Raw genomic sequence first — 26,135 nt, forward strand, 5'->3', positions numbered from 1 at the left:
CCAGATCAGCGCGCCCGGCCGCCGGCCGGCCCAGCATGGCCGCACCGCCCACTCCCATCGTCCAGAGGACACCGCGATGCAATTCAACATCCATCTCGACCGACCGCAGATCGACATCGACGCCGTCGAGCGCCTACTGCAGACCCTCGATCCCGCCGGTCTGGCCGATGTCGATATCACCGGCGTGCTGCGGGTCTCGACCACCGCCTCCGACGACGATCTGGTCACGATCCTCGCCAAGGCCGGCCATCCGATCCGCCCGAGCCAGATCGAGCGCGTGGCTTCGGTGTGCTGCGGCGGCTGCAGCGGCTGACCGCGAACCCGCGCCGCCGCTGGCGGCGCCTTCCGCATCCGGCATGAGCGGCCGGCGTGAGCAGGATGCGCGGGCATGCCTGCGCGTCGACACCGTCGGCGCGACAATGGGCCATGCCCGCCTCCGCTCCCGCCAAGCCCCACCGTACCGACGGCCGCCCTACCCTGCGCGAGCGCTTCGACGCGATGCGCAACTTGCGGCCGTTCCTGCGCATGATCTGGCAGACCAGCCGGCCGCTGACCCTTGCCAGCCTCGGCCTGCGCCTGGTCCGCGCGTTCCTGCCGGTGGCGATGCTCTACGTCGGCAAGCTGATCATCGACGAGGCGATCCGCGTCGTCGGCCTGGACGGCGGCTTCACGACCCTGGCGCAGGCCTGGTCGAGCGGCGCGCTCGATACGCTCGCCGGGCTGCTGGCCCTGGAGTTCGCACTGGCGATCGGCTCCGACCTGCTCGGGCGGTTGGTCAGCTATGCCGATACCCTGTTGTCGGAGCTGTTCACCAACGCCACCAGCGTCCGGCTGATGGAGCACGCGGCGACGCTCGATCTCGAAGACTTCGAGGACCCCGAACTCCAGGACAAGCTCGACCGCGCGCGCCGCCAGACCATGGGCCGCATGAACCTGATGGGCCAGTTGTTCGGTCAGGTGCAAGATGCGATCACTGTCGCCAGCTTCGCAGTCGGCCTGCTGGTCTACGCGCCCTGGTTGATCCTGCTGCTGGCCGTCGCCCTGGTGCCGGCCTTCATCGGCGAATCGCATTTCAACGCGCTGGGTTACTCGCTCAACTTCCAGTGGACGCCCGAACGGCGCCAGCTCGAGTACGTGCGCCAGAGCGGCGCCAGCGTCGAGACCGCGAAGGAAGTGAAGATCTTCGGCCTGCACCGGTTCTTGATCGACCGCTACCGCACGCTGGCCGACCGGTTCTTCCTCGCCAACCGCGCGCTCGCCAGGCGCCGGGCGCTGTGGGGCACGCTGCTGGCCGCGCTCGGCTCGCTGGGCTACTACGTCGCCTACGGCTACATCGCCTGGCGCACGGTGCGCGGCGACTTCAGTATCGGCGACCTGACGTTCCTGGCCGGCAGCTTCCTGCGCCTGCGCCAGTTGCTCGAAGGTCTGCTGGTCGGCTTCTCGCAGGTCGCCGGCCAGGCGCTGTACCTCGACGACCTGTTCTCGTTCTTCGCGATCGAACCGGAGATCGCCTCACCACGCGATCCGGTCCCGTTCCCGCAGCCGATCCACCAGGGCTTCACGTTCGAGAACGTGGGCTTCCGCTATCCGGGCAGCGAGCGCTGGGCGGTCCGGCATCTGGATTTCACCCTGCACGCGGGCGAGGTCCTGGCGCTGGTGGGCGAGAACGGCGCCGGCAAGACCACGCTGGTCAAGCTGCTGGCGCGGCTCTACGACCCCGATGAGGGGCGGATCCTGCTCGACGGCCGCGACCTGCGCGACTACGACCTCGACGCGCTGCGCGCTAACACCGGCGTGATCTTCCAGGACTTCGTGCGCTACCACCTGACCGCAGGCGAGAACATCGGCGTGGGCCGGATCGAGGCGATGGACGATGACGCACGCATCCAGGATGCCGCGCGCCGGGCGATGGCCGATGAGATCATCGCCGGCCTGCCCGATGGCTACGACCAGGTGATCGGCCGGCGCTTCCGCAACGGCGTCGATCTGTCGGGCGGCCAGTGGCAGAAGATCGCGATCGCACGCGCCTACATGCGCGAGGCCCAGGTCATGATCCTCGACGAACCGACCGCCGCACTCGATGCGCGCAGCGAGTACGAGGTGTTCCGCCGCTTCAAGGAACTCTCGCACCAGCGCACCGCGGTGCTGATCTCGCACCGGTTCTCCAGCGTGCGCATGGCCGACCGCATCCTGGTCCTCGAGCAGGGCCGGATCGAAGCCAGCGGCTCGCACGCCCAGCTGATGGCCGAGGGCGGCCGCTACGCCGAGCTGTTCGAGCTGCAGGCCGCAGGCTACCGCTGACGCGATGCCGGTCGAAACGGCGCAGGTCGCTCCCGGCCGCGCCGTTGCCGTGAGGCGACGTTGACGCGGCGCTGCGTAGGCTGCCCGCATCAACGGAGCCCCGCGATGACCGATACCCGCCAGGCGCTCGCGCGCAATGCGCAGATCCTGCGTTTCCTGATGAAGTACCGCAAGGCCGGCGTGCTGACCGGCTTCGACCTGGACGCGGCGACCATAGAGGTCGACGACGCCGACACCGCCGGCCAGCCGGAAGCGTTCGTCGACGATCTCGAAGCACTCGGCCCGACCTTCATCAAGATCGGCCAGGCGCTGTCGACACGTCCGGACATGGTGCCGCCGGCCTATCTGGCCGCGCTGGAACGGATGCAGGACGACGTTGCGCCAGTGCCGTTCCAGGTGATCCACGCCGCGGTCGAGGAGGCGCTGGGCGTGCGCATCAACAAGGTCTTCGACAGCTTCGACGAGACCCCGCTGGGCAGTGCCTCGCTGGCGCAGGTGCATCGCGCGACGCTGCGCGACGGCCGCAGCGTTGCGGTCAAGGTGCAGCGCCCGGGCATCGTGGAGCAGATCCGCGATGACCTCGACACCCTCGCGCGGTTGGCGGGCGGCATCGACCGGGTCACCGACCTGGGCCGCCGGGTGCGCTTCGCCGACTGGGTGCACGAGTTCCGGCGTACGCTGCTGGCCGAGCTCGACTACCGTGTCGAGGCGGAGAACCTCGACCGCTTCGATGCGCATTTCGCCGCCTACCCGTCGCTGTTCGTGCCCAAGCCGATCTGGGATCTGACCCGGCCGCGGTTGCTGACGATGGAACTGGTCGAGGGCACCAAAGTCACCTCGATCAGCGGCCTGCAGCGCACCGAGCGCGACATGGCACCGCTGGCGACCGCGCTGCTGCACGGCTATCTCGACCAGGTCTTCGTCCACGGCGAGATCCATGCCGACCCGCATCCGGGCAACCTGCTCTACACCCGCGACGGCCGCCTGGCGCTGCTCGACCTGGGCATGGTCGCGCACGTGCCGCCGCGCACCCGCGAGCGCCTGCTCAAGCTGCTGTTCGCCGCAGTCGACGGCCGCGGCGAACAGGTCGCCGCCGAAGGCATCGCGATGGGCACGCGCCTGGAGGACTTCGACGAAGAACGCTACTACCGCGATGTCGGCCAACTGGTCGCGCGCTACGCGGCGCAGTCGGGCGCCACCGGCCAGACCGAGGGCCGGCTGGTGCTCGACCTGGTCCGGCTGGCCACCGCCTGCGGGCTGCGCACCGCGCCGGAGATGAGCCTGCTGGGCAAGACCCTGCTGCACCTCGAATCGGTCGTGCGCACATTGGCGCCCGAGCTGGACATGAAGCGGGTCGTCGAAGAGCACCTCAACGACATGATGCGCCAGCGCCTGCGCAAGTCGCTCTCGCCGGCCAATCTCGCCAGCGAGATGATGGACCTGCAGGAGCTGGTCCGCGAAGCGCCGCGCAAGGTGTCCAATGTGCTGTCGCTGCTGGCCGAGAACCGTCTGCGCGTGCGCCTGACCGGGCTCGAGGAATCGCATCTGCTCGAGAGCCTGCACAAGATCGCCAACCGCATCGCCGCCGGCGTGGTCACCGCCGCGCTGATCCTCGCCTCGGCGCTGATGATGGACAACCCCGGCGGTCCGCGGCTGTTCGGCTATCCGGCGATCGCGCTGCTTCTGTTCCTGACCGGCGCGGGCCTGGGCATCGCGATCGTGCTCAGTGCCTTGCTCGGCGACCGCCGCGCGCGCCCGAACGAGGAAAGCGGGCCGCATTAGGCGCGGCCCCGCGGCTTCGCGTCTGTGCCAGACTGCGACCGCATGTCGCAGATGAGAACCGGTCTCATCGCTCTGTTAAGATGGGCGGCTCCGCGTCTCGTCTTGCCTTCTATGTCCTCCGCCTTAGGTTCCGAAACGGTGCTCGACGTCCGCCACTGGACGGACGCGTACTTCAGCTTCACCACGACCCGCGACGACGGCTTCCGTTTCGACAACGGCCAGTTCGTGATGATCGGCCTGCAGGTCGAGGGCAAGCCGCTGCTGCGCGCCTACTCGATCGCCAGCGCGAACTGGGAAGAGCAGCTCGAGTTCTTCAGCATCAAGGTCGACAACGGCCCGCTGACCTCGCGCCTGCAGCACATCCAGCCAGGCGACCAGATCCTGGTGGGCCGCAAGCCGACCGGCACACTGCTGATCCACGATCTGCACCCCGGCCGCAATCTGTACCTGCTGGGCACAGGCACCGGTTTTGCGCCGTGGCTGTCGGTGATCAAGGACCCCGAGACCTACGAGCGCTTCGACAAGGTGATCGTCACCCACGGCGTGCGTTCGGCGCAGGACTTGGCCTACCGCGACTACATCGTCAACGAGCTGCCGCGGCATGAATTCCTCGGCGAGCAGATCTCGCGCCAGCTGCTGTACTACCCGGCCGTCACCCGCGAGGACTTCATGTTCGATGGCCACAGCCACCGCGGCCGGCTGACCGAACTGCTCGACAGCGGCCGTATGGCCGCCGACCTCGGCCTGGCGCCGCTCGACCCGGCCTTTGATCGCGCGATGATCTGCGGCAGCCCGCAGATGCTGGCCGATTTCCGCGGCCTGCTCGATGCCCGCGGCTTCGAGGCCGCGCCGCGCATCGGCACGCCGGGGCAGTACGTGTTCGAGCGCGCCTTCGTCGAGAAATGAGGCCGGACAGCGGCCAGCGCGCGCCGACGCCTCACGCCCGCACCGCCGGTGGCGCTCAGCGCCGCGGCGGACTTGTGTCTTCGTCCAGGATCGTCTCGATCCATCCACGCAAGGCATCCGGCGCGGTCGACGGCGCGTAGCGTGCGCGCACGCAACCGTCACGACCGACCAGGAACTTGGTGAAGTTCCACTTGATCCGCCGGCTGCCGAGCAGCCCGCGCTTCTGCCCGCGCAGCCAGGCCCACAGTGGATGCGCATTCGGGCCGTTGACCTCGACCTTGGCGAACATCGGGAAGTCGACCGCATAGTTGAGCGCGCAGAAGTTGCGGATGGCGTCCGCGTCGCCCGGCTCCTGATGACCGAACTGGTCGCACGGAAACCCGAGCACCACCAGCCCCCGATCGCGGTAGTCCTGCCACAGCCGCTGCAGGCCGGCGTACTGCGGCGTGAATCCGCAGCGCGAAGCGACGTTGACGATCAGCAACACGCGATCGGCGAAATCCGACAGTGGCTGGTCGGCGCCGTCGAGCGTGCGGGCTGTGAAATCATGGACCGTAGTCATTGCGGTGACGGATGGGGACGTGGCCCGCAGTCTGCCGCAGATCCTGCCGCGATGACGTCGCATGGGCAGCGTATCGATTGATTGCCATCATGCGTCACGCGAACAATGGCCTTCATCCTATTGAAGTCATTGCAAAGACGCGGTGCGGACTTCCGGCACGGTCATCGTGTTTCCCGATGGGCTAGCCTAGGGGGTCAAGTCACCCGGAGAGTCACCCTTGCTCAAGCACCCGCTTGCCGCTGCACTGTGTGCGGCCCTTGCCGTGTCCGCCCTGCCCGTCTTCGCCCAGTCTTCGGGCACCGCCACGACCGCGCCTGCGGCAAGCGCCCAGCGCCCGGCCGACAATCCGCTGTTCGTCGAGAGCACGCTCGATCTGCGCTATCCGCGCTTCGACCTGATCCAGGACGCGCACTTCGGCCCCGCCTTCGACGCCGGCATGGCCGAGAACCTGCGCGAGATCGAAGCGATCGCCAACAATCCCGAGCCGCCGACCTTCGACAACACGATCGTCGCGCTGGAGAAGTCCGGCGAACTGCTGTCGCGCGCACGCCGGATCTTCGGCAACCTCAATGGCACCGACACCAACGACACGCGCAAGCAGATCGACGCCGACTACGCGCCGAAGTTCGCCGCGCACCGCGACGCGATCATGCTCAATCCCAAGCTCTTCGCCCGCGTCGACACGCTGTACAAGAACGTCGCCTCGCTCGGTCTGGACGCCGAGGGCCAGCGCCTGGTCGAGCGTTACCACACCATGTTCGTCCGCGCCGGCGCCAACCTGAGCGACGCGCAGAAGGAGCAGATGCGGCGCATCAACGCCGAGTCGGCCAAGCTCTCGACGACCTTCAGCCAGAACGTGCTCAACGAGGTCAACGACTCGGCCGTCGTGGTCGACACCGTGGCCGAGCTCGACGGCCTGAGCGAGGCGCAGATCGCTGCCGCGGCCGAAGCCGCCAAGTCGCGCGGGCTCGAAGGCAAGTACGTCATCACCCTGCTCAACACCACCGGCCAGCCGCCGCTGCCGCAGATCAACAACCGCGCGCTGCGCGAGCGCATCCACAAGGCCTCGGTCGCCCGCGGCAGCCGCGGCAACCAGTACGACAACACCGGCGTCATCGCCCAAATCCTCAAGCTGCGCGCCGAGCGCGCCAACCTGATGGGCTACCCGAACCAGGCCGCCTTCATCCTCGAGGATTCGACCGCCGGCACCGTCGAGGCCGTCAATGGGATGCTCGGCCAGCTGGCCCCGGCCGCCGTCGCCAACGCCAAGCGCGAGGCGGCCGAACTGCAGGCGATGATCGACCGCGAGCAGGCCGCCAAGGGCGAGCCCACGTTCCAGCTCGAGCCGTGGGACTGGGCCTACTACTCGGAGAAAGTCCGGCAGGACAAGTACAGCTTCGACGATGCCCAGCTCAAGCCCTACTTCGAGATGAAGAACGTGCTGGAGAACGGCGTGTTCTTTGCCGCGACCAAGCTCTACGGCATCACGTTCAAGGAACGCACCGACCTGCCCAAGTACCACCCCGACACCTGGACCTATGACGTCTTCAACGAGGACGGCAGCCAGCTGGCGATCTTCATCTACGATCCCTACGCGCGCCCGTCCAAGCGCGGTGGCGCGTGGATGAACTCCTACGTCTCGCAGTCCGAGCTCGACGGCACGCTGACAGTCACCGCCAACCACCAGAACATCCCCAAGCCGCAGGCCGGCCAGCCGACGCTGCTGACCTGGGATGAGGTCACCACGATGTTCCACGAGTTCGGCCATGCACTGCACGGCATGTTCTCGGACGTGAAGTACCCGTTCTTCAGCGGGACCAGCGTGCCGCGCGACTTCGTCGAGTTCCCCTCGCAGGTCAACGAGATGTGGGCCGACTGGCCGGAAGTGCTGGCCAACTACGCCAAGGACTACCGCACCGGCGCGCCGATGCCCGCCGAACTGCTGGAGAAGGTGCAGGCGGCCGCGAAGTTCAACCAGGGCTTTGCGACCACCGAATACCTGGGCTCAGCGATGCTCGACCAGTATCTGCACCAGTTGCCGGCCGACCAGCTGCCGGCGGCGTCCGAGGTCATGACGACCGAGGCCGCCGCACTCAAGGCGGCCGGCCTGGACTACCCGCCGGTGCCGCCGCGCTACCGCACGCCGTATTTCAGCCACATCAACGGCGGTTATGCGGCCGGCTACTACGCCTACATCTGGTCGGAAGTGCTGGACGCCAACACCGTGCAGTGGATCGAGCAGAACGGCGGCCTGACCCGCGCCAATGGCGATCGCTTCCGCAGCACCCTGCTCTCGCGTGGCGGCAGCAAGGACGCCAAGCAGCTGTTCGTGGATTTCACCGGCCACGAGCCGCAGATCCAGCCCCTGCTGATCAAGCGTGGCCTGGCGCCCGATCCGAAGGACGCAACGAACTGATCGCTTAACGCGATGCGTGACCAGAGCGCCCGGCCCCGCGCCGGGCGTTCTTCTTTTCGGCCCACCCCAATGCGGGATGGGCGCTGCGCTCCGGATAGACAGCGGCTGCCAGCCAAAAGCCGCTCTTCCCTCGGTCAAGACCGCTTCGCGGTCCGGCGCTTGGCGTTCGCATGGATGCACGGCACACACGAGACCGAACGCGTGCGACTTCTTCCAACGCATCGCTTGGCCGCTCTAGTTGAAGGCAGTTATCGAAACGGCCTCGGCAGCGGACTGCTGGCCGGTGGCCGCGTCAAGCGCGCCATGGATGGTGCGCGCCCGAGTCAAGGCAGGATGCCTTGCCGAGGGGGGAGCGGCTTCCGGCCAGCAGGCCGCTGCCCATCCGAAGCGGACTCGTAACACCGTACTTAATAGAAGGGCCTTGGTTCTTGGCACCTCGTTCAAGGACAGGTTTTTCAGGCGAAGCCACTTTACGCGCGAGCGCGCGCACCCACGAAAGGCAGAAGCCCGGAGTAGCATGGCCCCATGTCCGCGATCGTCCTCGACAGCAGCGAAGCCACCGAACGCCTGCGCGACTGGCTCGGCGGATTCCACCGTGTCTTCGTGCTCACCGGCGCCGGCATCAGCACAGGCTCGGGCATTCCCGACTACCGCGATACCGACGGCGCCTGGAAGCGCCCTGCCCCAGTGACCTGGCAGGCGTTCACCGGCGACCCGGCGATCTACCGCCGCTATTGGGCACGCAGCTTCGTCGGCTGGCCACGATTCTCTGTGGCGCGCCCCAACGCCGCGCACCAAGCGCTGGCCGTCCTCGGCAATGGCGGTCCGATCGCGACCCTGCTGACCCAGAACGTCGACGGCCTGCACCAGGCCGCCGGCAGCCGCTCGGTGATCGACCTGCACGGCCGGCTCGACCGCGTCGTCTGCCTGGGTTGCGGCACCGTGATGCCGCGCAATGCGCTGCAGCCCAGGCTCGTTGCCGACAACCCCGACTGGCATCCCGGCGCGGCCGCGATGGCGCCCGATGGCGACGCTGACATCGCCGCCGAGTCCGAAGCCGTCTTCGTGCCGCCACAGTGCCTGCACTGCGGCGGCCTGCTCAAACCCGACGTCGTGTTCTTCGGTGAGAACGTGCCGACAGCGCGCGTGCAGGCCGCGAGGACGGCATTGGCAGAGAGCGACGCGATGTTCGTCGTCGGCTCTTCGCTGATGGTCTACTCGGGCTTCCGTTTCGCCAAGATGGCCCACGAGGCGGGGCTGCCGCTGGCGATCCTCAACCGCGGGATCACGCGTGCGGACGCGCTGGCCACGTTGCGGCTCGATGCCGAGATCGGCCACACCTTGGGCGCGCTCGCGCGCGACGGCTCAGCCGGCGACGAATAGATCGCGATACGCCGGCGCCACGTGCGGCACCAGCACCGACGCCGGCACCTCAACGGTCTGCATGCCGTCCGAATACGGCCCGACCTGGTAGGGCGGGAACACGAAACGCAGACCCGCAAGCTTGCCGCCGGGGCCGGCGATCGGCTCGAACTGCTGGAAGTTGGCCACGTCCGGCCGCGCACCTTCGTCGATCATCCGGCCTGCGGTCTGCATCATCCGGCTGCGCTCGGCCGGATCGAGCTCATCGGCGTCGATGCGCTGCGACAGTGCGGCATGCAGTTGCTCGCGCACATAGTCCGAAATCGCCTGCCAATCGCCCGCGCCGGCGACGAGTTCGTCGGCGGTGAGCAAGTGCTCCTCGCGGACGAGCCAGAAGAAACGCGCGATGATCGGGTTGTCGTGTGCCCCGCCGGTGTAGCTGCCGCCATCGGCGGCGATGGCGAGCACACGCGGGGTGTCGAGCAGCGTGGTGAAACTCAACGACAGATCGTAGGTCACGCCCGGCTGCAGCTCGGTGCCCGGCAAGGCCTGCTTGAGCTCGTCGCGGGCCGCCTGGGCGAAGCGATGCAGCTCGGCGGCAAGCCCCGGGTACTTGTTGGCTTCGGGCGGGTAGCTGATGCCCACGATGTAGCGCGGGTCCATCTCGACCACATCCTCGAGCTTGACGGGTGTTTCGGCCAGCGGCTGCACTGCCTCGGCAACGGCGCCCCCGGATCCGGCCGCCGGCTGCGCCGGCACGGGCGCCTCACGCTGGCAGGCCAGCAGCAACAGCGGCAATACGCACAGCACCATCCGTCTCATCATCGATCCTCGGGGCCGCCCAGCGGCATGGAACTCACGAAACGCTAACGACATCGACGTGGCCTGGTCGTGAACGACGGACGCCAGGCCGACGCATACGAAAAAGCCCCGGACGTTACCGTCCGGGGCCGGATCTGGCAGACGCTGCGGGCGATTAGATCGCCTGCACCTCGTCAGCCTGCAGGCCCTTCTGGCCCTGCACGACCTTGAAGGAGACCTTCTGGCCTTCCTGCAGCGACTTGAAGCCGGTGCCCTGGATCGAGCGGAAGTGGACGAACAGGTCCTGGCCGCTCTCCGGGGTGATGAAGCCGAAGCCCTTGGCATCGTTGAACCACTTGACGGTTCCGGTCTGGCGCTCTGACATGGTGTTACTCCTTGAAGCAGTGTGGTCATTGGAACACGACGGCCGGCGTTGTTTGGATGGCCGGTTGCCGCGACTGTCTAGCAAGGGGTAACGCGAAAGCGATGGAGCGGATCGTCCCGACCGAAAAGCTCCGGCCGTCGTGAGATTGGATCTACCGCATCGGAGCCACGATGTACCGTGATCCCGCCTTGAACAGTCCGCGCACGATACCGCAATTATCGACTGAAATGTGAATAGGGGGACGACGATGCCACCCTCCCCGTCGGTGCCAAGGGGATGGCCGACGGCTGCCTGGGCCGGCTGGCCCAGCGCCGCCATGCCGGCTGCGGATGAGGCGTGGAACACCGCGGCTCCCAGCAACAGGCCGCTCAGTCCGTCGCCGCCCGGCGATCGCGCTTGCCCTGGTTCTTGCGGTCGCGCGTACTGCTGCTGCCGTTGATCGAGGCCTGCCGGCTTTCGGCAGCGTGCAGTTCCAGTGCCTTGGCACGGGCCTGCGGCGACTGGAAGCCCGGCGTCGCCGGCGCTGCACCATCGTGGCCGATCTCTTCCCAGGGCTTGGGCGTGCGCGCCTGCGCTTCGTGCTGTTCCAGCAACTGCCGCGTATTGTCGAGCGCGCGCTCGGGCGAAATGCGCGTACCACGGCGCGACTTGCGCGCGGGCGCCGCCGGCTTGTCCGCGGCATCCGGCGTGCGCGCCGTGGCCGTCTTGCGCGACCGGGCCGATACCGGCTTGGCCGTGGTCTTGCCGACACTGGTCGATGTCGTTGCGGACGCCGCACGCCGTGAGGTGGCCGACGTTGCCGAGGTCTTGGACGCCGCCTTGGCGGCCTTGCTGGTCTTGGCGGACTTAACAGACTTCGTGCGCGTGCCTGCCGTGCTGGCAGCAGCGGCCGACTTGGCAGCCGGCTTGCGTGCGCCCGTCGCGCTCGTCTTCTTCGCGGACTTGCGTGCCGCCGTCGTCGCCGCCTTGGCTGCCTTCGCGTTGTCCTTCTGGCGTGTTTCGAGGCGGCCGAGGATGTCGGCGAGCAGTTCGGCCTTCTCGCCCGTGCGCGCGTTCGCCTGTCCGGTCCGTCCGGTCTTGCTGCCGGTCGACTTGCGCGAAGCCAGACGCTGGCGCTTCTCCAGATCGCGCGCACGATCGCGGGCGGTGCGCGCGCGGGTCACCAGCTTGGCGAGTTGGGCGTCGCTCAGACCGCGCACTGCATTGGCGCGGCTGGCGTCGTACAACCCCATCTCGGTCTTGTTGAGCAGGCTGGTGGCTTTCGCTCGGGTCACGGCCATGGACATGCACTCCGTTTGATGGATGTGCGTGCAGGAATATCACGCATCGCATGCAAGGCCGGTGAGCGCGGACGCAAGCCGCGCTGTGCGCGCCGCTAGAAGAACGACGGCGACATCAGGCGATCGACGAAGCTGCCGAGCACGCGCGGCTCCATCATCACGGTGAACAACACACCGTAACCCGCGCCCCACAGATGCGCGCTGTGGTTGATGTTGTCGCCGCCTCGGCGGTCCATCCAGATGCTGTAGCCGACATAGCACACGCCGAACACGATCGCCGGCATCGGGATGAAGAACACCAGCAACATCGACCACGGGCTGAGCAGGATCGACGCGAACAGCACCGCCGACACCGCGCCCGAAGCCCCCAGACTGCGATAGTGCGGGTCGCGCCGGTGACGCAGATAGGTCGGCAGGATCGCCACGAGGATCGCCGACAGGTAGAACAGCAGAAAGCCGACCGGGCCGATGTATGGCGCGAACGCGCGCTCGATGCCGCCGCCGAAGAAGAACAGCGTGATCATGTTGAAGAGCAGGTGCTGCCAGTCGGCATGGATGAAGCCATGCGTCAGCAGCCGGTCGTACTGGCGGTAGCGGTCCACCGCCGGCGGCCACAGAATCAGCCGGGCGAGCAATTGCGGCTTTTCGAACGCCTGCCACGACACCACGGCGGTGACGACGATCAGCAGCAGCGTGACGGGAGCGAGGTTCATCGGACGGGCTTCCGGAAGGACGGATCAGGCAACACGGTAGTTGTCCTGCATGGGATAGCGCCGTGCATACGCCGCGAACGCCAAGGCCGCCAGGAACGCGAATCCGGCGAAGAAGAACATCAGGAATGCGTTTTCGCTCAGTCCCGACGAGGCGATGTACGCGGTCACCGCCTCATTGCGCACGCCGGCGTTGGTCAGCAGCACCCACAGGCTGCCGAAGGTGCTGGTCAGGTACCAGAACGCCATGATCACGCCCTTCATCGCTTGCGGCGCCTGGCTGTAAGCGAACTCGAGCGCGGTTGCCGACACCAGGACCTCGCCGAAGGTCAGCAACAGATACGGCAACGACTGCCAGGCCAGCGAGACCTGCTCGCCGCCATCGATCCACAGCTGGATCGCACCGGCGGCGATCCACGCCACGCCCGAGAACGCGATGCCCCAGCCCATGCGGCGCAGCGGCGTCACCGACAGCCCCATCGCACGCAGCGCCGGGTACAGCACCAGGTTGTTGAACGGGATCAGCAGCATCACCAACAACGGGTTGAGCGCCTGCATCTGCGCCGCGTCCTGGATCAGCCAGCTCGGCCACCACCACGCCGCGTGCGGGATCACCATCTCGCGGCCCTGGATGATCCAGGTCGAGGCCTTCTGGTCGAACAGCGACCAGAACGGCGTGACCAGCGCGAACACGATCAGGATCCGCAGCACCGCGCGCACGCCGTCGACCGCGGCATCGGGGTGCGACCCGCGCGCGCGCTCGAGCTGCATCGAGGCGCCGACGCCGCCGGCGGCAATGATCACGCCCAGCGCCAGGCACGCCGAGATCACGAAGTTGAAGGACTCGGCCCAGGCTGGCGGCACCACGCCCACCGCCGACAGCGCCCACAGCACCAGCAACAGCGCGGCGACCGCGATGCCGAACAGCGCGACCAGCAGGCCCGGACGGCCGGCACCTGGGCGCTCGGCGCGCAGCGCAGTCTTGACGACCTCGAAGAAGGCGTGCGGATCGCGGCCGGCCGGCGGCACATCGATATAGCGCCGACGCCCGAGCCAGAACACGAAGGTGGCGATGAACATCAAGATGCCGGGGATGCCGAACGCGACCGCCGGCCCGAAATGGCGCAGGAACAGCGGCGCCAGCAGCGACGCGAAGAACGAACCGAAGTTGATGATCCAGTAGAACGCGTCGAAGACCAGCTTGGCCTTGTCCTTGTTGCTCTGGTCGAACTGGTCGCCGCAGAACGAGACCACCAGCGGTTTGATGCCGCCCGAGCCCAGTGCGATCAGGAACAGGCCGGTGTAGAACCCCGCGGCGTTGTTCTCGAACAGCGCCAGGCACGCATGGCCGGCGCAGTAGATCAGCGAGAACCACAGGATGGTGTGGTACTTGCCGAAGAAGCGATCGGACAACCACCCACCCAGCAGCGGGAAGAAGTACACGCCGATCACGAACATGTGGAAGATGTCCTTGGCCGCGCCGTCGCGCTCCGGCCCCTCGGGCAGATAGGCCAGCAGCACCGAACTGATCAGGAACGGCACCAGGATGTTGCGCATGCCGTAGAAGCTGAAGCGCTCGCAGGCCTCATTGCCGATGATGTAGGAGATCTGGCGGGGCATGCGGCCCGCAGTGGTCTGGACGGTCGTCATCGGCACGTCGAAGGCAGTCTGGGAACCCCACAGCCTACCCGATCCTGGCGTCCGGTCCGCGGCTGCCATGCCGGCCGGACGGCAGCAAGTGCCGGGCGCTGGGCCCTCGATCGCGACGCCTGCCCTTGGGCGTGTGCGCCCGGCCGGGCATCATGCACGGTCGCTCTCTTCCGGACCGCCGCCATGTTCCGCCGCCCGCTCCTGCCGTTGTTGCTCGCCGCCACGCTCGCTGCGCCACTGACGTCGACGGCCGCGACCGACGATCCGCGCATCACCGTGTCCGAGCACAGCGGCTTCGTCGAGACCGGCCGCTATGATGAGGTCGTGCGCCTGTGCGCCACCTTCGCCCGCCTGCATCCCGATGCGGTGCGCTGCACGCAATTCGGGACCACGCCCGAAGGCCGGCCGATGCAGGCGCTGATCGTCAGCCGCAGCGGCACGCTCGATCCTGAGCAGGCGCGCGCGCAGGGTATTCCGGTCGTGCTGATCCAGGGCGGCATCCACGCCGGCGAGATCGACGGCAAGGACGCCGGCTTCCTGGCGCTGCGCCAGGTGCTCGATGGCGACGCCGCGCCCGGCGCGCTCGACGCGCTGGTCTGGGTGTTCGTGCCGGTGTTCAGCGCCGATGGCCACGAGCGTTTCGCGGCCTGGAACCGGCCCAACCAGCGCGGCCCGCGCGAAATGGGCTGGCGCACGACGGCGCAGAACTACAACCTCAACCGCGACTACGCCAAGGCCGAGGCGCCGGAGATGCAGGCGATGCTGGCGCTGGTCGAAGCCTGGGACCCGATCGCCTATGTCGACCTGCACGCGACCAACGGCGCGCAGTTCGAACACGACATCGCGGTGCAGGTCGAGCCGGTGCATTCGGGCGATGCGCAGATGCGCGATGTCGGGCGCACGTTTCGTGATGCGGTCATCGACGACCTCGCGCGCCAGGGCGCACTGCCGCTGCCCTATTACCCGTCGTTCGTCGAATCCGACGATCCGACCTCGGGCTTCGAGGACGGCGTGTCGCCGCCACGCTTTTCGACCGGCTACTTCCCGTTGCGCAACCGGGTGGCGATGCTGATCGAGACCCACTCGTGGAAGCCCTACCCGGTCCGCGTGGCCTTGACCCGCAACACCGTGGTCTCGGTGCTCGAACAGATCGCCCGCCGTGGTCGCGCATGGAAGCGCGTGGCGGCCGACGCCGATGCCCGCGCCGCCGCACTCGGTGGCACCCCGCTGCCACTGGACTGGCAGGCCACGACGCGCGCGCGGATGGTCAACTTCCGCGGCTACGCCTACACGCGCACGCTGTCGGAGGTCTCGGGCGCACTGATGACGCGCTACGACGAGACCACGCCGCAGATCTGGCGGGTGCCGCTGCGCGACGAGATCGTGCCATCACTGACCGTCACGCTGCCGCGCGCAGGCTACATCGTGCCCGCCGCCCACGCAGCCAGCGTCGCCCAGGCGCTCGATCGGCATGGCATCGCCTATTCGACACTCACGCACGCCCATCCCCAGCTCGCCGTCGAGACCTTCCGCGCCGAGCGCACCGCATTCGGCACCGCTCCGGTCGAGGGCCACCAGCGGCTCACGCTCGAAGGCCGCTGGCGTGCCGAGCCGCAGGACATCGGCGCCGGCGCACTGTACGTGCCGATCGCGCAGCCCAAGGCGCGCCTGGTCGCCGCGCTGCTCGAGCCGCAGGCGCCCGACTCGATGGCCGCCTGGGGCCGCTTCAACACTCACTTCGAGCGCAAGGAGTACATGGAGGACTATGTCGCCGAAGCGGTCGCGCGCGAGATGCTGGCCGCCGACCCGGCGCTCGCCGAGGACTTCCGCACCCGGCTGCGCGACGATCCGGCCTTCGCCGCCGACCCGAGCGCGCGCCTGACGTACTTCTATCGTCGGCACAGCGCCTGGGATGCGCGCTACAACCTCTACCCCGTCGTCCGTACCGACGTCGCCCCCGAATGACTGGAGCTGCCATGTCCCCGTTGTCCCGCCTGATGCGTCACTGCCTGCCCGCGGCGTTGTCGCTGCTCGTCCTCGCCGCTTGCACCGGCACCGGCGGCACGAAGCCCGAACCGGCGCCGCCACGCACGCTGGACGTGGTCACGCTCAATATCTACCACGACAAGGCCGACTGGCCGAAGCGGCTGCCGCTGATCGTCGCGCAACTGGGCGCGCTCGATCCCGACATCATCGCCTTGCAGGAAGTGCTGCAGACCGAGGCCCTGCACAACCAGGCGCAGACCATCGCCGCCGAACTCGGCTACACGGTGCAGTTCGTTTCCACCGATCCGGCCGACCAGGCACATCGTTACGGCAACGCCCTGCTCACCCGGCTGCCGGTGAAGGCGCAGGACTGGCACCGGCTGCAGCCGCATGACGACTCGCGCAGCATCGGCCACGCACGTCTCGACATCGACGGCCGCCCGCTCGATGTCTACTTCACCCATCTGCACTGGACGCTCGAAGGCGGCGCGATCCGCGAAGTGCAGGTCGCCGACGCGCTGGACTTCGTGGCGCGCACGTCCGGCGATGTGCCGTCGCTGATCCTGGGCGATTTCAATTCACCGGCCAGCGCGCCTGAGTTCGCGGCGCTGCGTGCGCGCTATATCGACGCGTACGGCGCGCGGCACCCGGAGGCCGACGGCGCCGGCGTGACCACGCTCAACCCGCACTTCTTCGACTACCGGTCGCGGATCGACCTGGTGTTCGCGCAGCAGGGCCGCTTCGAGATCGAAGACGCGCAGGTGGTACTCGACACCCCGGATGCCGAGGGCACCTGGCCGTCCGACCATTTCGGGACCTGGGTCCGGCTACGCCTGCGACCGTGACCGTCGCCGGCCCGGCATTGCGCCCTCATTGCGCCGGCGGCGCGCATGCTGGGCGGCATCACCGCTGTGGAGTTCGTCCGATGTCCCCGACCCGCCCGTCCCCGATGTTGGCCCGCATCACTGCCGCGGTGCTGCCCGTGGCGCTGCTCGGCGCCTGCCAGACCCCCGCCCCGACCGTCGCCGCAGGAGCCCCGCCGATGACCGACAGCGTGCCGCAGCCATCGCTCACCCTGCAAGGCGAGGCCGTCTACTTCGAGAAGATCCTGATGCCCGACGGGTCCAGGCTCGATGTCCGCCTGGTCGACCCGGCCCGCACGGGCGAGACGCGCGTTCTGGCCGAACGCAGCACGACCGTCGGCGCCGGGCCTTACGAGTTCGCGCTCGACGTGCCGCGCGCGCGTCTGACGGGCCCGGTCGCGCTGGAGATCGCCGTGTCGATGCCCGACGGCACGCCACGCTTCCGCACCGAGGACGCCGTGCCGGTCGCGATCGACCCGTCCAGCGCCGGCCTGCACGTCGGCCGCGTCCGGCTGCATCACGTCCAGCCGTAAAGCGATGCCGGACACGAGACCGCGCGCCGCCTGACGGGCGGCGGTCTGTGCACCTACAGGATCTGCTTGCCGGGTCCGGGCGCGCGACGCGGCCGGACCCAGCAAGCAATGACGACGCGACCGCCGCGTGTTACTCGAAGCTGCCGATCGAGTCGTGCGAGAGGTTGTCGAAGCGGGTGTACTCGCCGAAGAACTTCAGCTTCACCGAGCCCGTCGGGCCGCTTCGCTGCTTGCCGATGATGATCTCGGCCAGCCCCTTGTCCGGCGAGGTTTCCTTGTTGTAGTAGTCGTCGCGGTAGATGAAGATGATGATGTCCGCGTCCTGCTCGATGGCGCCCGACTCGCGCAGGTCGGCCATCACCGGGCGTTTGTCGGCGCGGGTTTCCAACGAGCGGTTGAGCTGGGACAGCGCGATCACCGGCACGTTGAGTTCCTTGGCCAGGCCCTTGAGCGAGCGCGAGATCTCGGAGATCTCGGTCGCGCGGTTCTCGCTGTTGCCCGGCACCGACATCAGCTGCAGGTAGTCGATCACCACCAGCCCCAGGTCGTGCTCGCGCTTGAGGCGGCGACACTTGGCGCGCAACACGTCGGGCCCCAGGCCCGGCGTGTCGTCGATGAAGATCTTGGTCTCCTTGAGCATGCGGATCGCACTGCTCACCCGGCTCCAGTCCTCGTCCTCGAGCTGGCCGGTGCGCAGGCGCGTCGCATTGACCCGGCCATTGGAGGAAATCAGGCGCAGCGCGAGCTGGCTGGCCGACATTTCCATCGAGAACACGCCGACCGCCTTCTTGGTCTTGATCGCCGCGTACTCAGCGATGTTGAGCGCGAACGTGGTTTTGCCCATCGCCGGACGCGCGGCCAGGATGATCAGGTCGGTCGGCTGCAGGCCGGCGGTCATCTCATCGAACTCGGTGTAGCCGGTCGGCAGACCGGTCACCCCGCCGCCGTTGTTGTAACGCGTCTGCAGCACGTCGAAGGCGTCGGCCATCGCCTTGTTGATCGCGGTGAAGTCGCTGCGCCCCTGGGCACCGGCCTCGGCGATCTTGAACACCTGCTGCTCGGCCTTGGCCAGGATCTCGCTGCTGTCGCGGCCCTCGGGCTGGAAGCCGTCGTTGACGATCTCGGTGCCGACATCGATCAGCTGACGCAAAATCGCCTTGTCGCGCACGATCTCCGCATAGGCGCGGATGTTGGCCGCCGACGGCGTCGTGCTCGCCAGCTCGCCCAGGTACGCACCACCGGCGACCAGTTCCGACAGCCCATTGGACTCGAACCACTCGCCCAGCGTCACCGCATCGAACGGCTTGTTCTTCTCGGCCAGTTCCTGGATCGCGGCGTAGATCTTCTGGTGATCGCGCCGGTAGAAATCCTCCGACACCAGCAGGTCGGCGATGCGGTCGTAGGCATCGGGCACCAGCATGAGGCCGCCGAGCACGGCCTGCTCGGCCTCGACCGACTGCGGCGGGATGCGCAGTTGTTCGACGCGCGCATCGGCACGGTGGTCATTGCGGTACTCGGGACGTGCGGACATGGCGGTCGACTTCAGAAAGAACGGACTACGGCGAGTGACATGCTAGAGCGCGGGCCTGTGGACACGCGACCCCATAACCTGTGGATAACGTTGCCCATACACAGCTTGACAACGCGCTATCTCGCTGCCTGAGACGGCGTCTTCGGACCCTGCGAGGGCCCGGCCGGGATTGCTCCTCGGCTCGGTCAGTCATCCCTGACTGACTCGCCGCCGCGGACCATCCATGGTCCGCTCTCCGCAACGCCCGGCCGAGCCCTCGCTCGCGATCCGGAACTTGGCCGCTCTGAAGCCGTGGAAGGCCTTCCACTGGGCGAAAGACTAGCCGCCCGAACACCACAACCCGGTGCGCACGCGCCCTCGTCGAGGCGCCACAGAAGTCGCACATCCGGACGCTCGCGAGCGGCGGACTGGCGGGCAGTGGCCGCGCCAAGCGCGCCATGGATGGTGCGCGCCCGAGTCAGGGCAGGATGCCCTGACCGAGGGACAAGCGGCCACTGCCCGCCAGGCCACCGCCCAACCGAGGTCCGTCGTGGAGCTGCCACTAGCGAACAGTGGTCGGGCAAGCAGCCCAAACGAAAACGGGCGCCTTGCGGCGCCCGTCCAGGACCACCCGATCCGATGGATCAGGCGACCTCGCCTTCGATGATCACCTTGACCGTGGTCTCGGCGTCGGCGTGCAGGTGCACGACCACCTCGTACTCACCGGTGTTGCGGAACGCGCCTTCGCCCAACACGACTTCCGACTTGTTGACCGGCGTGACCGCCTTGGTCAGCGCATCGGCGATCTCGCGCGGACCGACCGAACCGTACAGCTTGCCCTCGGTCGACGCATTGGCGTAAACGGTCACGCTGGCACCCTCGAGCTTGGCCAGACGCGACTGCGCCTCGTCGAGCTGCGCCTTGGCCTTGGCCTCGTACTCGGCACGGCGGGTCTCGAACTCGGCCAGATTGGCCTCGGTCGCCGGCACGGCCTTGCCCTGCGGCACCAGATAGTTGCGGCCATAGCCCGGCTTGACGTTGACCTTGTCGCCCAGGTTGCCGAGGTTGGTGACCTTCTGCAGCAGAATCAGTTGCATGGTGTAGCTCCGTATTCGTTAGCGGCGCCCAAGGCACCGCAACGAGTGCTGTCCGAACCGGACGAAAATGATGGTGCAGAACGGTGTCGCCATCCGCTTTTTTTAAAGTCCGGCCACGGAGGGCCGGGCTTCGGCGGAGGGACCCGCCTACCTCACACGTTGTGGTTGTCGGTGTACGGGATCAGGGCCAGGTAACGGGCGCGCTTGACGGCCGTGGCCAGCTGACGCTGGTAACGCGACTTGGTGCCCGTGATACGGCTGGGGACGATCTTGCCGTTCTCGGTCAGGTTCTGGCGCAGGGTGTTGAGATCCTTGTAATCGATCTCCTTGACGCCCTCGGCGGTGAACTTGCAGAACTTGCGGCGGCGGAAGAACTTGGACATGGACGTGCTCCTCAGGCGGCTTCGGCGTTGGTGTCGGGCTTGTCGGACTTGTCGCCGTCGGCATCGCCGCCGGTGGACTCGCCCTCATCATCGCGACGACGACGCTCGCCACGCTCGGGCTTGTCGCCCTTGTCGTCCTTGTTCTTCATGATCAGCGACTGCTCGGTATCGGCCTCTTCGCGGCGGATCACCAGATGACGCAGCACGGCATCGTTGAAGCGGAACGCCTCGACGAGCTCGTCGAGACCGGCCTGGCCGACCTCGATGTTGAACAGCACGTAGTGGGCCTTGACCAGATTGTTGATCGGGTAGGCCAGCTGACGGCGGCCCCAATCTTCCAGACGGTGGATGGTGCCCTCGGCGCCTTCGATCATCGACTTGTAACGCTCGATCATCGCGGGCACCTGCTCGCTCTGGTCCGGGTGGACCAGGAACACGACTTCGTAATGACGCATAGTGGTTTCCTTTCGGATATCGACCGCGCCGGTCGGCGGCGGTCCGGATAGCCCCCCGCGTGCGCGGTGGGGCAAGGGCCTCCCGGCGCCTGAGCGCAGGGAGCCGGCAATTCTCACAGATTCACCGCCCACGGGCAAGCGCGGGGACATGCGCAGGCCGACCTGCGCGCAGGTGCGACACTCGGTCGCAGCCCTGTCGCAGGCTGACATGGTGAAATGGACACCCGGCCACCGCGACAACGGAGCGCACCCGACCGGACGCGCCCGAGTCGAGCCGCAGGCCCCTCCCCCGCCTCTTCATGCCCGGATGTCTCGGGCCCGGACGATCGCATCGTGCAGACCACCGCCCATCGCCGAACCGACCGCGCGCCCGACTGGGCGCACGGTGCGTGGCGATCAGCGCACGGTTTCCAGGGTCCGGCTGAAGCCCAGCGCGGCCAGCGTCACGACGGCACCCGAAAGCAGGTAGTAGCCGACGTATTCCAGCCCGAAGCGGCTGCACACGCCCAGGGCGACCAGCGGCGCGAAGCCCGCACCCAGCAGCCAGGCGATGTCGGATGTGACCGCCGCGCCGGTGTAGCGGTAGATGCTCTCGAAGCGCGAAGCGATCGCATTGCTCGCCTGCCCCAGCGACAGCCCCAGCAGCGCGAAGCCCACGACGACGTAGGTCGTGCGGCCGGCGGTCGTGTCGTCGCCCAGCAGACCGGACGCGAAGAAGCTGAAGATCGCGATCAGCACCGCTGCGATCGCCAGTTGCCCGCGACGGCCGACCCGGTCGGCCAGCAGGCCCGACAGCACGATGCCCACCCCGCCCACCACCGCGCCCATCATCAGGCTGACCAGGAAATCGCCGGCGTTGTGATCGGTGTACAGCGTGGCCCAGCTGAGCGGGAAGATCGTCACCAGGTGGAACATCGCGTAACTCGCCAACGGGATCAGCGCACCGAGCAGCACCTGGCGTGGATGCGTGCGGATGGTCTCGCCGATCCGGCGCGGCTGCAGTTCCTGCTGCCGGAACAGCTGCACGAACTCCGGCGTGACCACCAGGCGCAGCCGCGCGAACAGCGCGACGACGTTCAGCGCCAGCGCCACGAAGAACGGGAAGCGCCAGCCCCAGGCCATGAAATCCTCATGGCCGAGGACCCGGATGAACACCAGGAACATGCCCGCCGCGAGCATGAAGCCGAACGTCGCGCCCAGCTGCGGCACCATGGCGTACCAGCCGCGGCGTTCGCTCGGCGCGCTGAGCGACAGCAGCGACGGCAGCCCGTCCCAGGCGCCGCCCCAGCCCAGGCCCTGACCGAAGCGGAAGACCGCCAGCAGCACCGGCGCCAGCAGGCCGGCCTGGGCGTAGCTGGGCAGGAACGCGATCGCCATGGTCGAGCCGCACAGCAGGAACAGCGCCACTATCAGCTTCGCCGCCCGGCCGAAATTGCGGTCGATGGCCATGAACACCGCCGAGCCGATCGGCCGGGCGATGAACGCCAGCGAGAAGATCGCGAACGACTTGAGCGTGGCCTGCACCGGGTCGCTGTCGGGAAAGAACAGATAAGGGAAGACCATCACCGACGCGATGCCGTAGACGAAGAAGTCGAAGAACTCCGACGTGCGGCCCATCACGACCGGGAAGGCGATCTTCCCCGGCGAGATCTCCAGGTCGTCGGTCTCCGGCGCGTCATCCAGCCCGGTGGTGGCTTGCTGTGCGGTTTCGCTCATCTGCGCGCTGTCTCCGGTCGTCATGGGGGATAATGCACCGCATTGTGACCCCCAAACGGGCCCACCACGCAAGGTGCGCAGCAGCACGCGCCCGCGCCCTGCCCTGATTCCACGCTAGCCGCCCGGACGTGGCGCTTCCGTCAAGCCGTTTCCCTTTTCAGTCGTCGATCTCCCACCAATGAAATCCTTCCTCCGATTCTCGGTCCTGTTCGGGACCGCCCTGCTGCTGTCCGGCTGCGACTGGGTGCTCATGCGGCCGTCCGGCGACATCGCCATGCAGCAGCGCGATCTGATCCTGCTGTCCACCGGCCTGATGCTGCTGGTCATCGTCCCGGTGATCTTCCTGACGTTCTTCTTCGCCTGGAAGTACCGCGCGTCGAACAAGGACGCCGAGTACGCGCCGGACTGGCACCACTCCACGCGCCTGGAGCTGATCATCTGGTCGGCGCCGCTGGCGATCATCCTGGTGCTGGGCACGGTGACCTGGATCGCCACCCACAAGCTCGACCCCTACCGCCCGCTCGACCGGATCGACGCGAACACGCCGATCGCCGAGGGCGTCAAGCCGCTGGTGGTCGAAGTGGTCGCGCTCGACTGGAAGTGGTTGTTCCTCTATCCCGAGCAGGGCATCGCGACGGTCAACGAGCTCGCCGCGCCGGTGAACGTGCCGATCGAATTCAAGATCACCTCTTCGTCGATGATGAATTCGTTCTTCATCCCGGCGCTGGCCGGCCAGATCTACGCGATGACCGGCATGGAGACCAAGCTCAACGCCGTGATCAACGCCGAAGGTGTGTACAAGGGCTTCTCGGGCAACTACAGCGGCGACGGCTTCTCGCACATGCACTTCAACTTCCATGGCATGAGCCAGGACGGCTTCGATGCCTGGGTGCGCAAGGTGCAGGCCGACCAGACGCCGCTGGGCCGCCAGGAGTATCTGGTGCTCGAGAAGCCGTCCGAGCGTGAGCCGGTGCGCTACTTCGGCAATGTCGACCCGGCGCTGTACGAGGCGATCCTCAACATGTGCGTGGCGCCGGGCTCGATGTGCGTCCATGAGATGATGCATATCGACCGCTCGGGCGGCGGCGGCGTCGACAGCCATGCCAACTACGCCCGTCTGCGCTACGACAACCGCCACGCCGACGAGCCGGTGGCCGCGCCCGGCGCCACCTTCCCCGAGGCCGGCCGCGAGGCGCGCGGCGACGAGCCCCAGGGTCACCAGCCGCGGGCCGTCTCGCCCGAGGAACCGACGCCGCAGCCCACGCCTTCGAGCGAAGGCGCCGACGATCAGGGCGTGCAGCCGATCCCGCCGGGGCAGGCGCCGCAGCAGCAAGGCGCACCCGGCAAGCCGGACGACGACGGCGGCCCCTCGGGCCGCTGATCCCGGATCGCATCACCGAATCCAGTACTAGGCAGGAACCCCATGTCCGCACCCCAGGACCAGCTCACCTCACCATGGCTCGGGCGTCTTTCGCTCGAGTCCCTGGCCTTCCTCCACGACCCGATCCTCGCGGCGACCTTCATCGGCACCGCGCTGGGCGGCATCGCACTGCTCGTGCTCGTCACCCGGTACCGCCTCTGGGGCTACCTGTGGAAGGAGTGGTTCACCAGCATCGACCACAAGAAGATCGGGATCATGTACTGCATCCTGGCGCTGGTGATGCTGCTGCGCGGCTTCTCCGACGCGCTGCTGATGCGCGCCCACCAGGCCTTGGCCTCGGGCGGCGGCGAGGGCTTCCTGCCCCCACACCACTACGATCAGATCTTCACCGCCCACGGCGTGATCATGATCTTCTTCGTGGCGATGCCGCTGGTGACCGGCCTGATGAACTACATCGTGCCGCTGCAGATCGGCGCGCGCGACGTCTCGTTCCCGTTCCTCAACAACTTCAGCTTCTGGATGACCACCGCCGGTGCGGTGCTGATCATGCTGTCGCTGTTCGTCGGTGAGTTCGCGCGGACCGGTTGGCTGGCCTACCCGCCGTTGTCGGGCGCCGACTACAGTCCAGGTGTCGGCATGGACTACTACCTATGGGGACTCCAGGTTGCGGGTGTCGGCACGACGTTGTCGGGCATCAACCTGATCGTGACGATCGTCAAGATGCGTGCGCCGGGCATGAAGTACATGCGCATGCCGATCTTCACCTGGACCTCGCTGTGCACCAACATCCTGATCGTCGCGACGTTCCCGATCCTCACCGCGACGTTGGCGCTGCTGACGATGGACCGCTACGTCGGCACCAACTTCTTCACCAACGACTTGGGCGGCAGCCCGATGATGTACGTGAACCTGATCTGGATCTGGGGCCACCCGGAGGTCTACATCCTGGTGCTGCCGGCCTTCGGCATCTTCTCCGAGGTCGTGTCCACGTACTGCGGCAAGCGGCTGTTCGGCTACACCTCGATGGTCTACGCGACCGCAGTCATCACGATCCTGTCGTACCTGGTGTGGCTGCACCACTTCTTCACCATGGGCTCGGGCGCAAGCGTCAACGCGTTCTTCGGCATCACCACGATGATCATTTCGATCCCCACGGGCGCGAAGATCTTCAATTGGCTGTTCACGATGTACAAGGGACGGATCCGCTTCGACGTCCCGATGCTGTGGACGATCGGCTTCATGTTCACCTTCGTCATCGGTGGCATGACCGGTGTGCTGCTCGCCGTGCCGCCGGCCGACTTCGTGCTGCACAACAGCCTGTTCCTGATCGCCCACTTCCATAACACCATCATCGGCGGCGTGGTCTTCGGCCTGTTCGCCGGCATGGTGTACTGGTTCCCGAAGGCGTTCGGCTTCAAGCTCGACGAGTTCTGGGGCAAGGTGTCGTTCTGGTGCTGGCTGACCGGCTTCTGGGTCGCGTTCACCCCGCTCTACATCATGGGCCTGATGGGCGTGACCCGCCGTCTGAGCCAGTTCGAGGACACCTCGCTGCACCTGTTCTTCGTGGTCGCGGCGATCGGCGCGGCGCTGGTCGCGGCCGGCATCGGCGCGTTCATCATGTCGATCGTCCAGGCCGTGCGGAAGCGCAAGGCACTGCGCGACGTCACCGGCGATCCCTGGGACGGCCGGACGCTGGAATGGTCGACCTCGTCGCCGCCGCCGGCCTACAACTTCGCCTTCACCCCGGTGGTCCACGAGATCGACGCCTGGGCCGATATGAAACGCCACGGCTACAAGCGTCCGTTGGCCGGTTTCGTGCCGATCCACATGCCGCGCAACACCGGTGCAGGCGTGGTGCTGTCGGCAATCAGTGTCGCCCTGGCCTTCGGTCTGATCTGGCACATCTGGTGGCTGGCGGGCGTGTCGTTCGTGGCGCTGGTGGTCGCGGCGATCGCGCACACCTTCAACTACGACCGCGAGTACTACATCCCCGCCCAGGACGTGATCGACACCGAGGAACAACGCACGCGCGATCTCGCGCAGCAGGCGCTCTGAC

22 protein-coding genes are annotated in these 26,135 nt (G+C 67.4%); 11 read left to right on the plus strand and 11 right to left on the minus strand.

The window, feature by feature from the left end; genetic code table 11:
- Positions 1–76 precede the first annotated feature (76 nt).
- The 4 genes from FHW73_RS03945 to FHW73_RS03960 all read left to right on the plus strand — a co-directional run bounded on the left by FHW73_RS03945 (position 77) and on the right by FHW73_RS03960 (position 4,989).
- Positions 77–313 (plus strand): hypothetical protein, encoded by a 237-nt coding sequence (locus tag FHW73_RS03945; protein ID WP_183425422.1) that lies wholly within the window; start codon positions 77–79, stop codon positions 311–313.
- A 113-nt stretch (positions 314–426) separates the two neighbouring features.
- Positions 427–2,301, plus strand: coding sequence for an ABC transporter ATP-binding protein (locus FHW73_RS03950; protein WP_183425423.1), 1,875 nt, complete (start codon positions 427–429; stop codon positions 2,299–2,301).
- 105 nt (positions 2,302–2,406) lie between these two features.
- Entirely contained in the window at positions 2,407–4,083 is a 1,677-nt protein-coding gene (locus FHW73_RS03955) for an AarF/UbiB family protein (RefSeq protein ID WP_183425424.1), read from the plus strand.
- Between the two features lie 111 nt (positions 4,084–4,194).
- Positions 4,195–4,989, plus strand: coding sequence for a ferredoxin--NADP reductase (locus FHW73_RS03960; RefSeq protein WP_183425425.1), 795 nt, complete (start codon positions 4,195–4,197; stop codon positions 4,987–4,989).
- Between the two features lie 55 nt (positions 4,990–5,044).
- On the opposite strand, the gene FHW73_RS03965 is transcribed toward FHW73_RS03960, so the two are convergent.
- Positions 5,045–5,551, minus strand: a complete 507-nt coding sequence (locus FHW73_RS03965) for a glutathione peroxidase (protein WP_183425426.1) — start codon at positions 5,549–5,551, stop codon at positions 5,045–5,047.
- 262 nt (positions 5,552–5,813) lie between these two features.
- On the opposite strand from FHW73_RS03965, the gene FHW73_RS03970 reads away from it, so the two are divergent.
- Positions 5,814–7,967 (plus strand): M3 family metallopeptidase, encoded by a 2,154-nt coding sequence (locus tag FHW73_RS03970; RefSeq protein WP_345776145.1) that lies wholly within the window; start codon positions 5,814–5,816, stop codon positions 7,965–7,967.
- 525 nt (positions 7,968–8,492) lie between these two features.
- A complete protein-coding gene (locus FHW73_RS03975; RefSeq protein ID WP_183425428.1) occupies positions 8,493–9,350 on the plus strand; it encodes an NAD-dependent protein deacetylase in 858 nt (285 codons plus the stop codon).
- Here FHW73_RS03975 and FHW73_RS03980 read toward each other — a convergent pair.
- From FHW73_RS03980 to FHW73_RS04000, 5 genes are all read right to left on the minus strand, one after another.
- Positions 9,333–10,151 (minus strand): DUF3298 and DUF4163 domain-containing protein, encoded by an 819-nt coding sequence (locus tag FHW73_RS03980; protein WP_255492636.1) that lies wholly within the window; start codon positions 10,149–10,151, stop codon positions 9,333–9,335. The genes FHW73_RS03975 and FHW73_RS03980 overlap by 18 nt on opposite strands.
- 154 nt (positions 10,152–10,305) lie before the next feature.
- Positions 10,306–10,515 carry a cold-shock protein gene (locus FHW73_RS03985; protein WP_047135789.1) on the minus strand — a complete coding sequence of 70 codons (210 nt, stop codon included), beginning with the start codon at positions 10,513–10,515 and terminating at the stop codon, positions 10,306–10,308.
- 368 nt (positions 10,516–10,883) lie between these two features.
- Complete coding sequence (locus FHW73_RS03990) at positions 10,884–11,795, minus strand: hypothetical protein (protein ID WP_183425430.1); 912 nt, start codon at positions 11,793–11,795, stop codon at positions 10,884–10,886.
- Positions 11,796–11,890: 95 nt separating this feature from the next.
- Positions 11,891–12,508, minus strand: coding sequence for a rhomboid family intramembrane serine protease (locus FHW73_RS03995; protein ID WP_183425431.1), 618 nt, complete (start codon positions 12,506–12,508; stop codon positions 11,891–11,893).
- A 24-nt stretch (positions 12,509–12,532) separates the two neighbouring features.
- Complete coding sequence (locus tag FHW73_RS04000) at positions 12,533–14,155, minus strand: oligopeptide:H+ symporter (protein ID WP_255492638.1); 1,623 nt, start codon at positions 14,153–14,155, stop codon at positions 12,533–12,535.
- Positions 14,156–14,338: 183 nt separating this feature from the next.
- Here FHW73_RS04000 and FHW73_RS04005 point away from each other — a divergent pair, with 183 nt between their 5' ends.
- From FHW73_RS04005 to FHW73_RS04015, 3 genes are all read left to right on the plus strand, one after another.
- A complete protein-coding gene (locus FHW73_RS04005; RefSeq protein WP_183425432.1) occupies positions 14,339–16,120 on the plus strand; it encodes a M14 family metallopeptidase in 1,782 nt (593 codons plus the stop codon).
- A gap of 11 nt (positions 16,121–16,131) precedes the next feature.
- A complete protein-coding gene (locus FHW73_RS04010) occupies positions 16,132–16,986 on the plus strand; it encodes an endonuclease/exonuclease/phosphatase family protein (RefSeq protein WP_255492643.1) in 855 nt (284 codons plus the stop codon).
- Between the two features lie 80 nt (positions 16,987–17,066).
- Positions 17,067–17,537, plus strand: coding sequence for a YbaY family lipoprotein (locus FHW73_RS04015; protein WP_183425433.1), 471 nt, complete (start codon positions 17,067–17,069; stop codon positions 17,535–17,537).
- Between the two features lie 130 nt (positions 17,538–17,667).
- Here the strand turns inward: FHW73_RS04015 and FHW73_RS04020 are convergent, their stop codons facing one another.
- The 5 genes from FHW73_RS04020 to FHW73_RS04040 form a co-directional block, all read right to left on the minus strand.
- On the minus strand, positions 17,668–19,068 hold the full coding sequence (locus tag FHW73_RS04020; RefSeq protein ID WP_047135784.1) for a replicative DNA helicase: 1,401 nt from the start codon (positions 19,066–19,068) through the stop codon (positions 17,668–17,670).
- A 623-nt stretch (positions 19,069–19,691) separates the two neighbouring features.
- A complete protein-coding gene (gene rplI, locus FHW73_RS04025; protein WP_183425434.1) occupies positions 19,692–20,144 on the minus strand; it encodes a 50S ribosomal protein L9 in 453 nt (150 codons plus the stop codon).
- Positions 20,145–20,296: 152 nt separating this feature from the next.
- Positions 20,297–20,527 (minus strand): 30S ribosomal protein S18, encoded by a 231-nt coding sequence (rpsR, locus tag FHW73_RS04030; protein ID WP_047135782.1) that lies wholly within the window; start codon positions 20,525–20,527, stop codon positions 20,297–20,299.
- Between the two features lie 11 nt (positions 20,528–20,538).
- Positions 20,539–20,982: a 30S ribosomal protein S6 gene (rpsF, locus tag FHW73_RS04035; RefSeq protein WP_183425435.1), complete on the minus strand. Its 444-nt coding sequence runs from the start codon at positions 20,980–20,982 to the stop codon at positions 20,539–20,541.
- Between the two features lie 396 nt (positions 20,983–21,378).
- On the minus strand, positions 21,379–22,698 hold the full coding sequence (locus FHW73_RS04040; protein ID WP_183425436.1) for an MFS transporter: 1,320 nt from the start codon (positions 22,696–22,698) through the stop codon (positions 21,379–21,381).
- Positions 22,699–22,876: 178 nt separating this feature from the next.
- Here FHW73_RS04040 and cyoA point away from each other — a divergent pair, with 178 nt between their 5' ends.
- Both cyoA and cyoB read left to right on the plus strand, forming a co-directional pair.
- Complete coding sequence (gene cyoA / locus FHW73_RS04045) at positions 22,877–24,079, plus strand: ubiquinol oxidase subunit II (protein WP_183425437.1); 1,203 nt, start codon at positions 22,877–22,879, stop codon at positions 24,077–24,079.
- Between the two features lie 42 nt (positions 24,080–24,121).
- Positions 24,122–26,134: a cytochrome o ubiquinol oxidase subunit I gene (gene cyoB / locus FHW73_RS04050; RefSeq protein ID WP_183425438.1), complete on the plus strand. Its 2,013-nt coding sequence runs from the start codon at positions 24,122–24,124 to the stop codon at positions 26,132–26,134.
- The last annotated feature ends 1 nt before the right edge of the window (position 26,135 follow it).

The sequence above is a fragment of the Luteimonas sp. RC10 genome (assembly GCF_014192745.1).
Classification (GTDB): domain Bacteria; phylum Pseudomonadota; class Gammaproteobacteria; order Xanthomonadales; family Xanthomonadaceae; genus Luteimonas.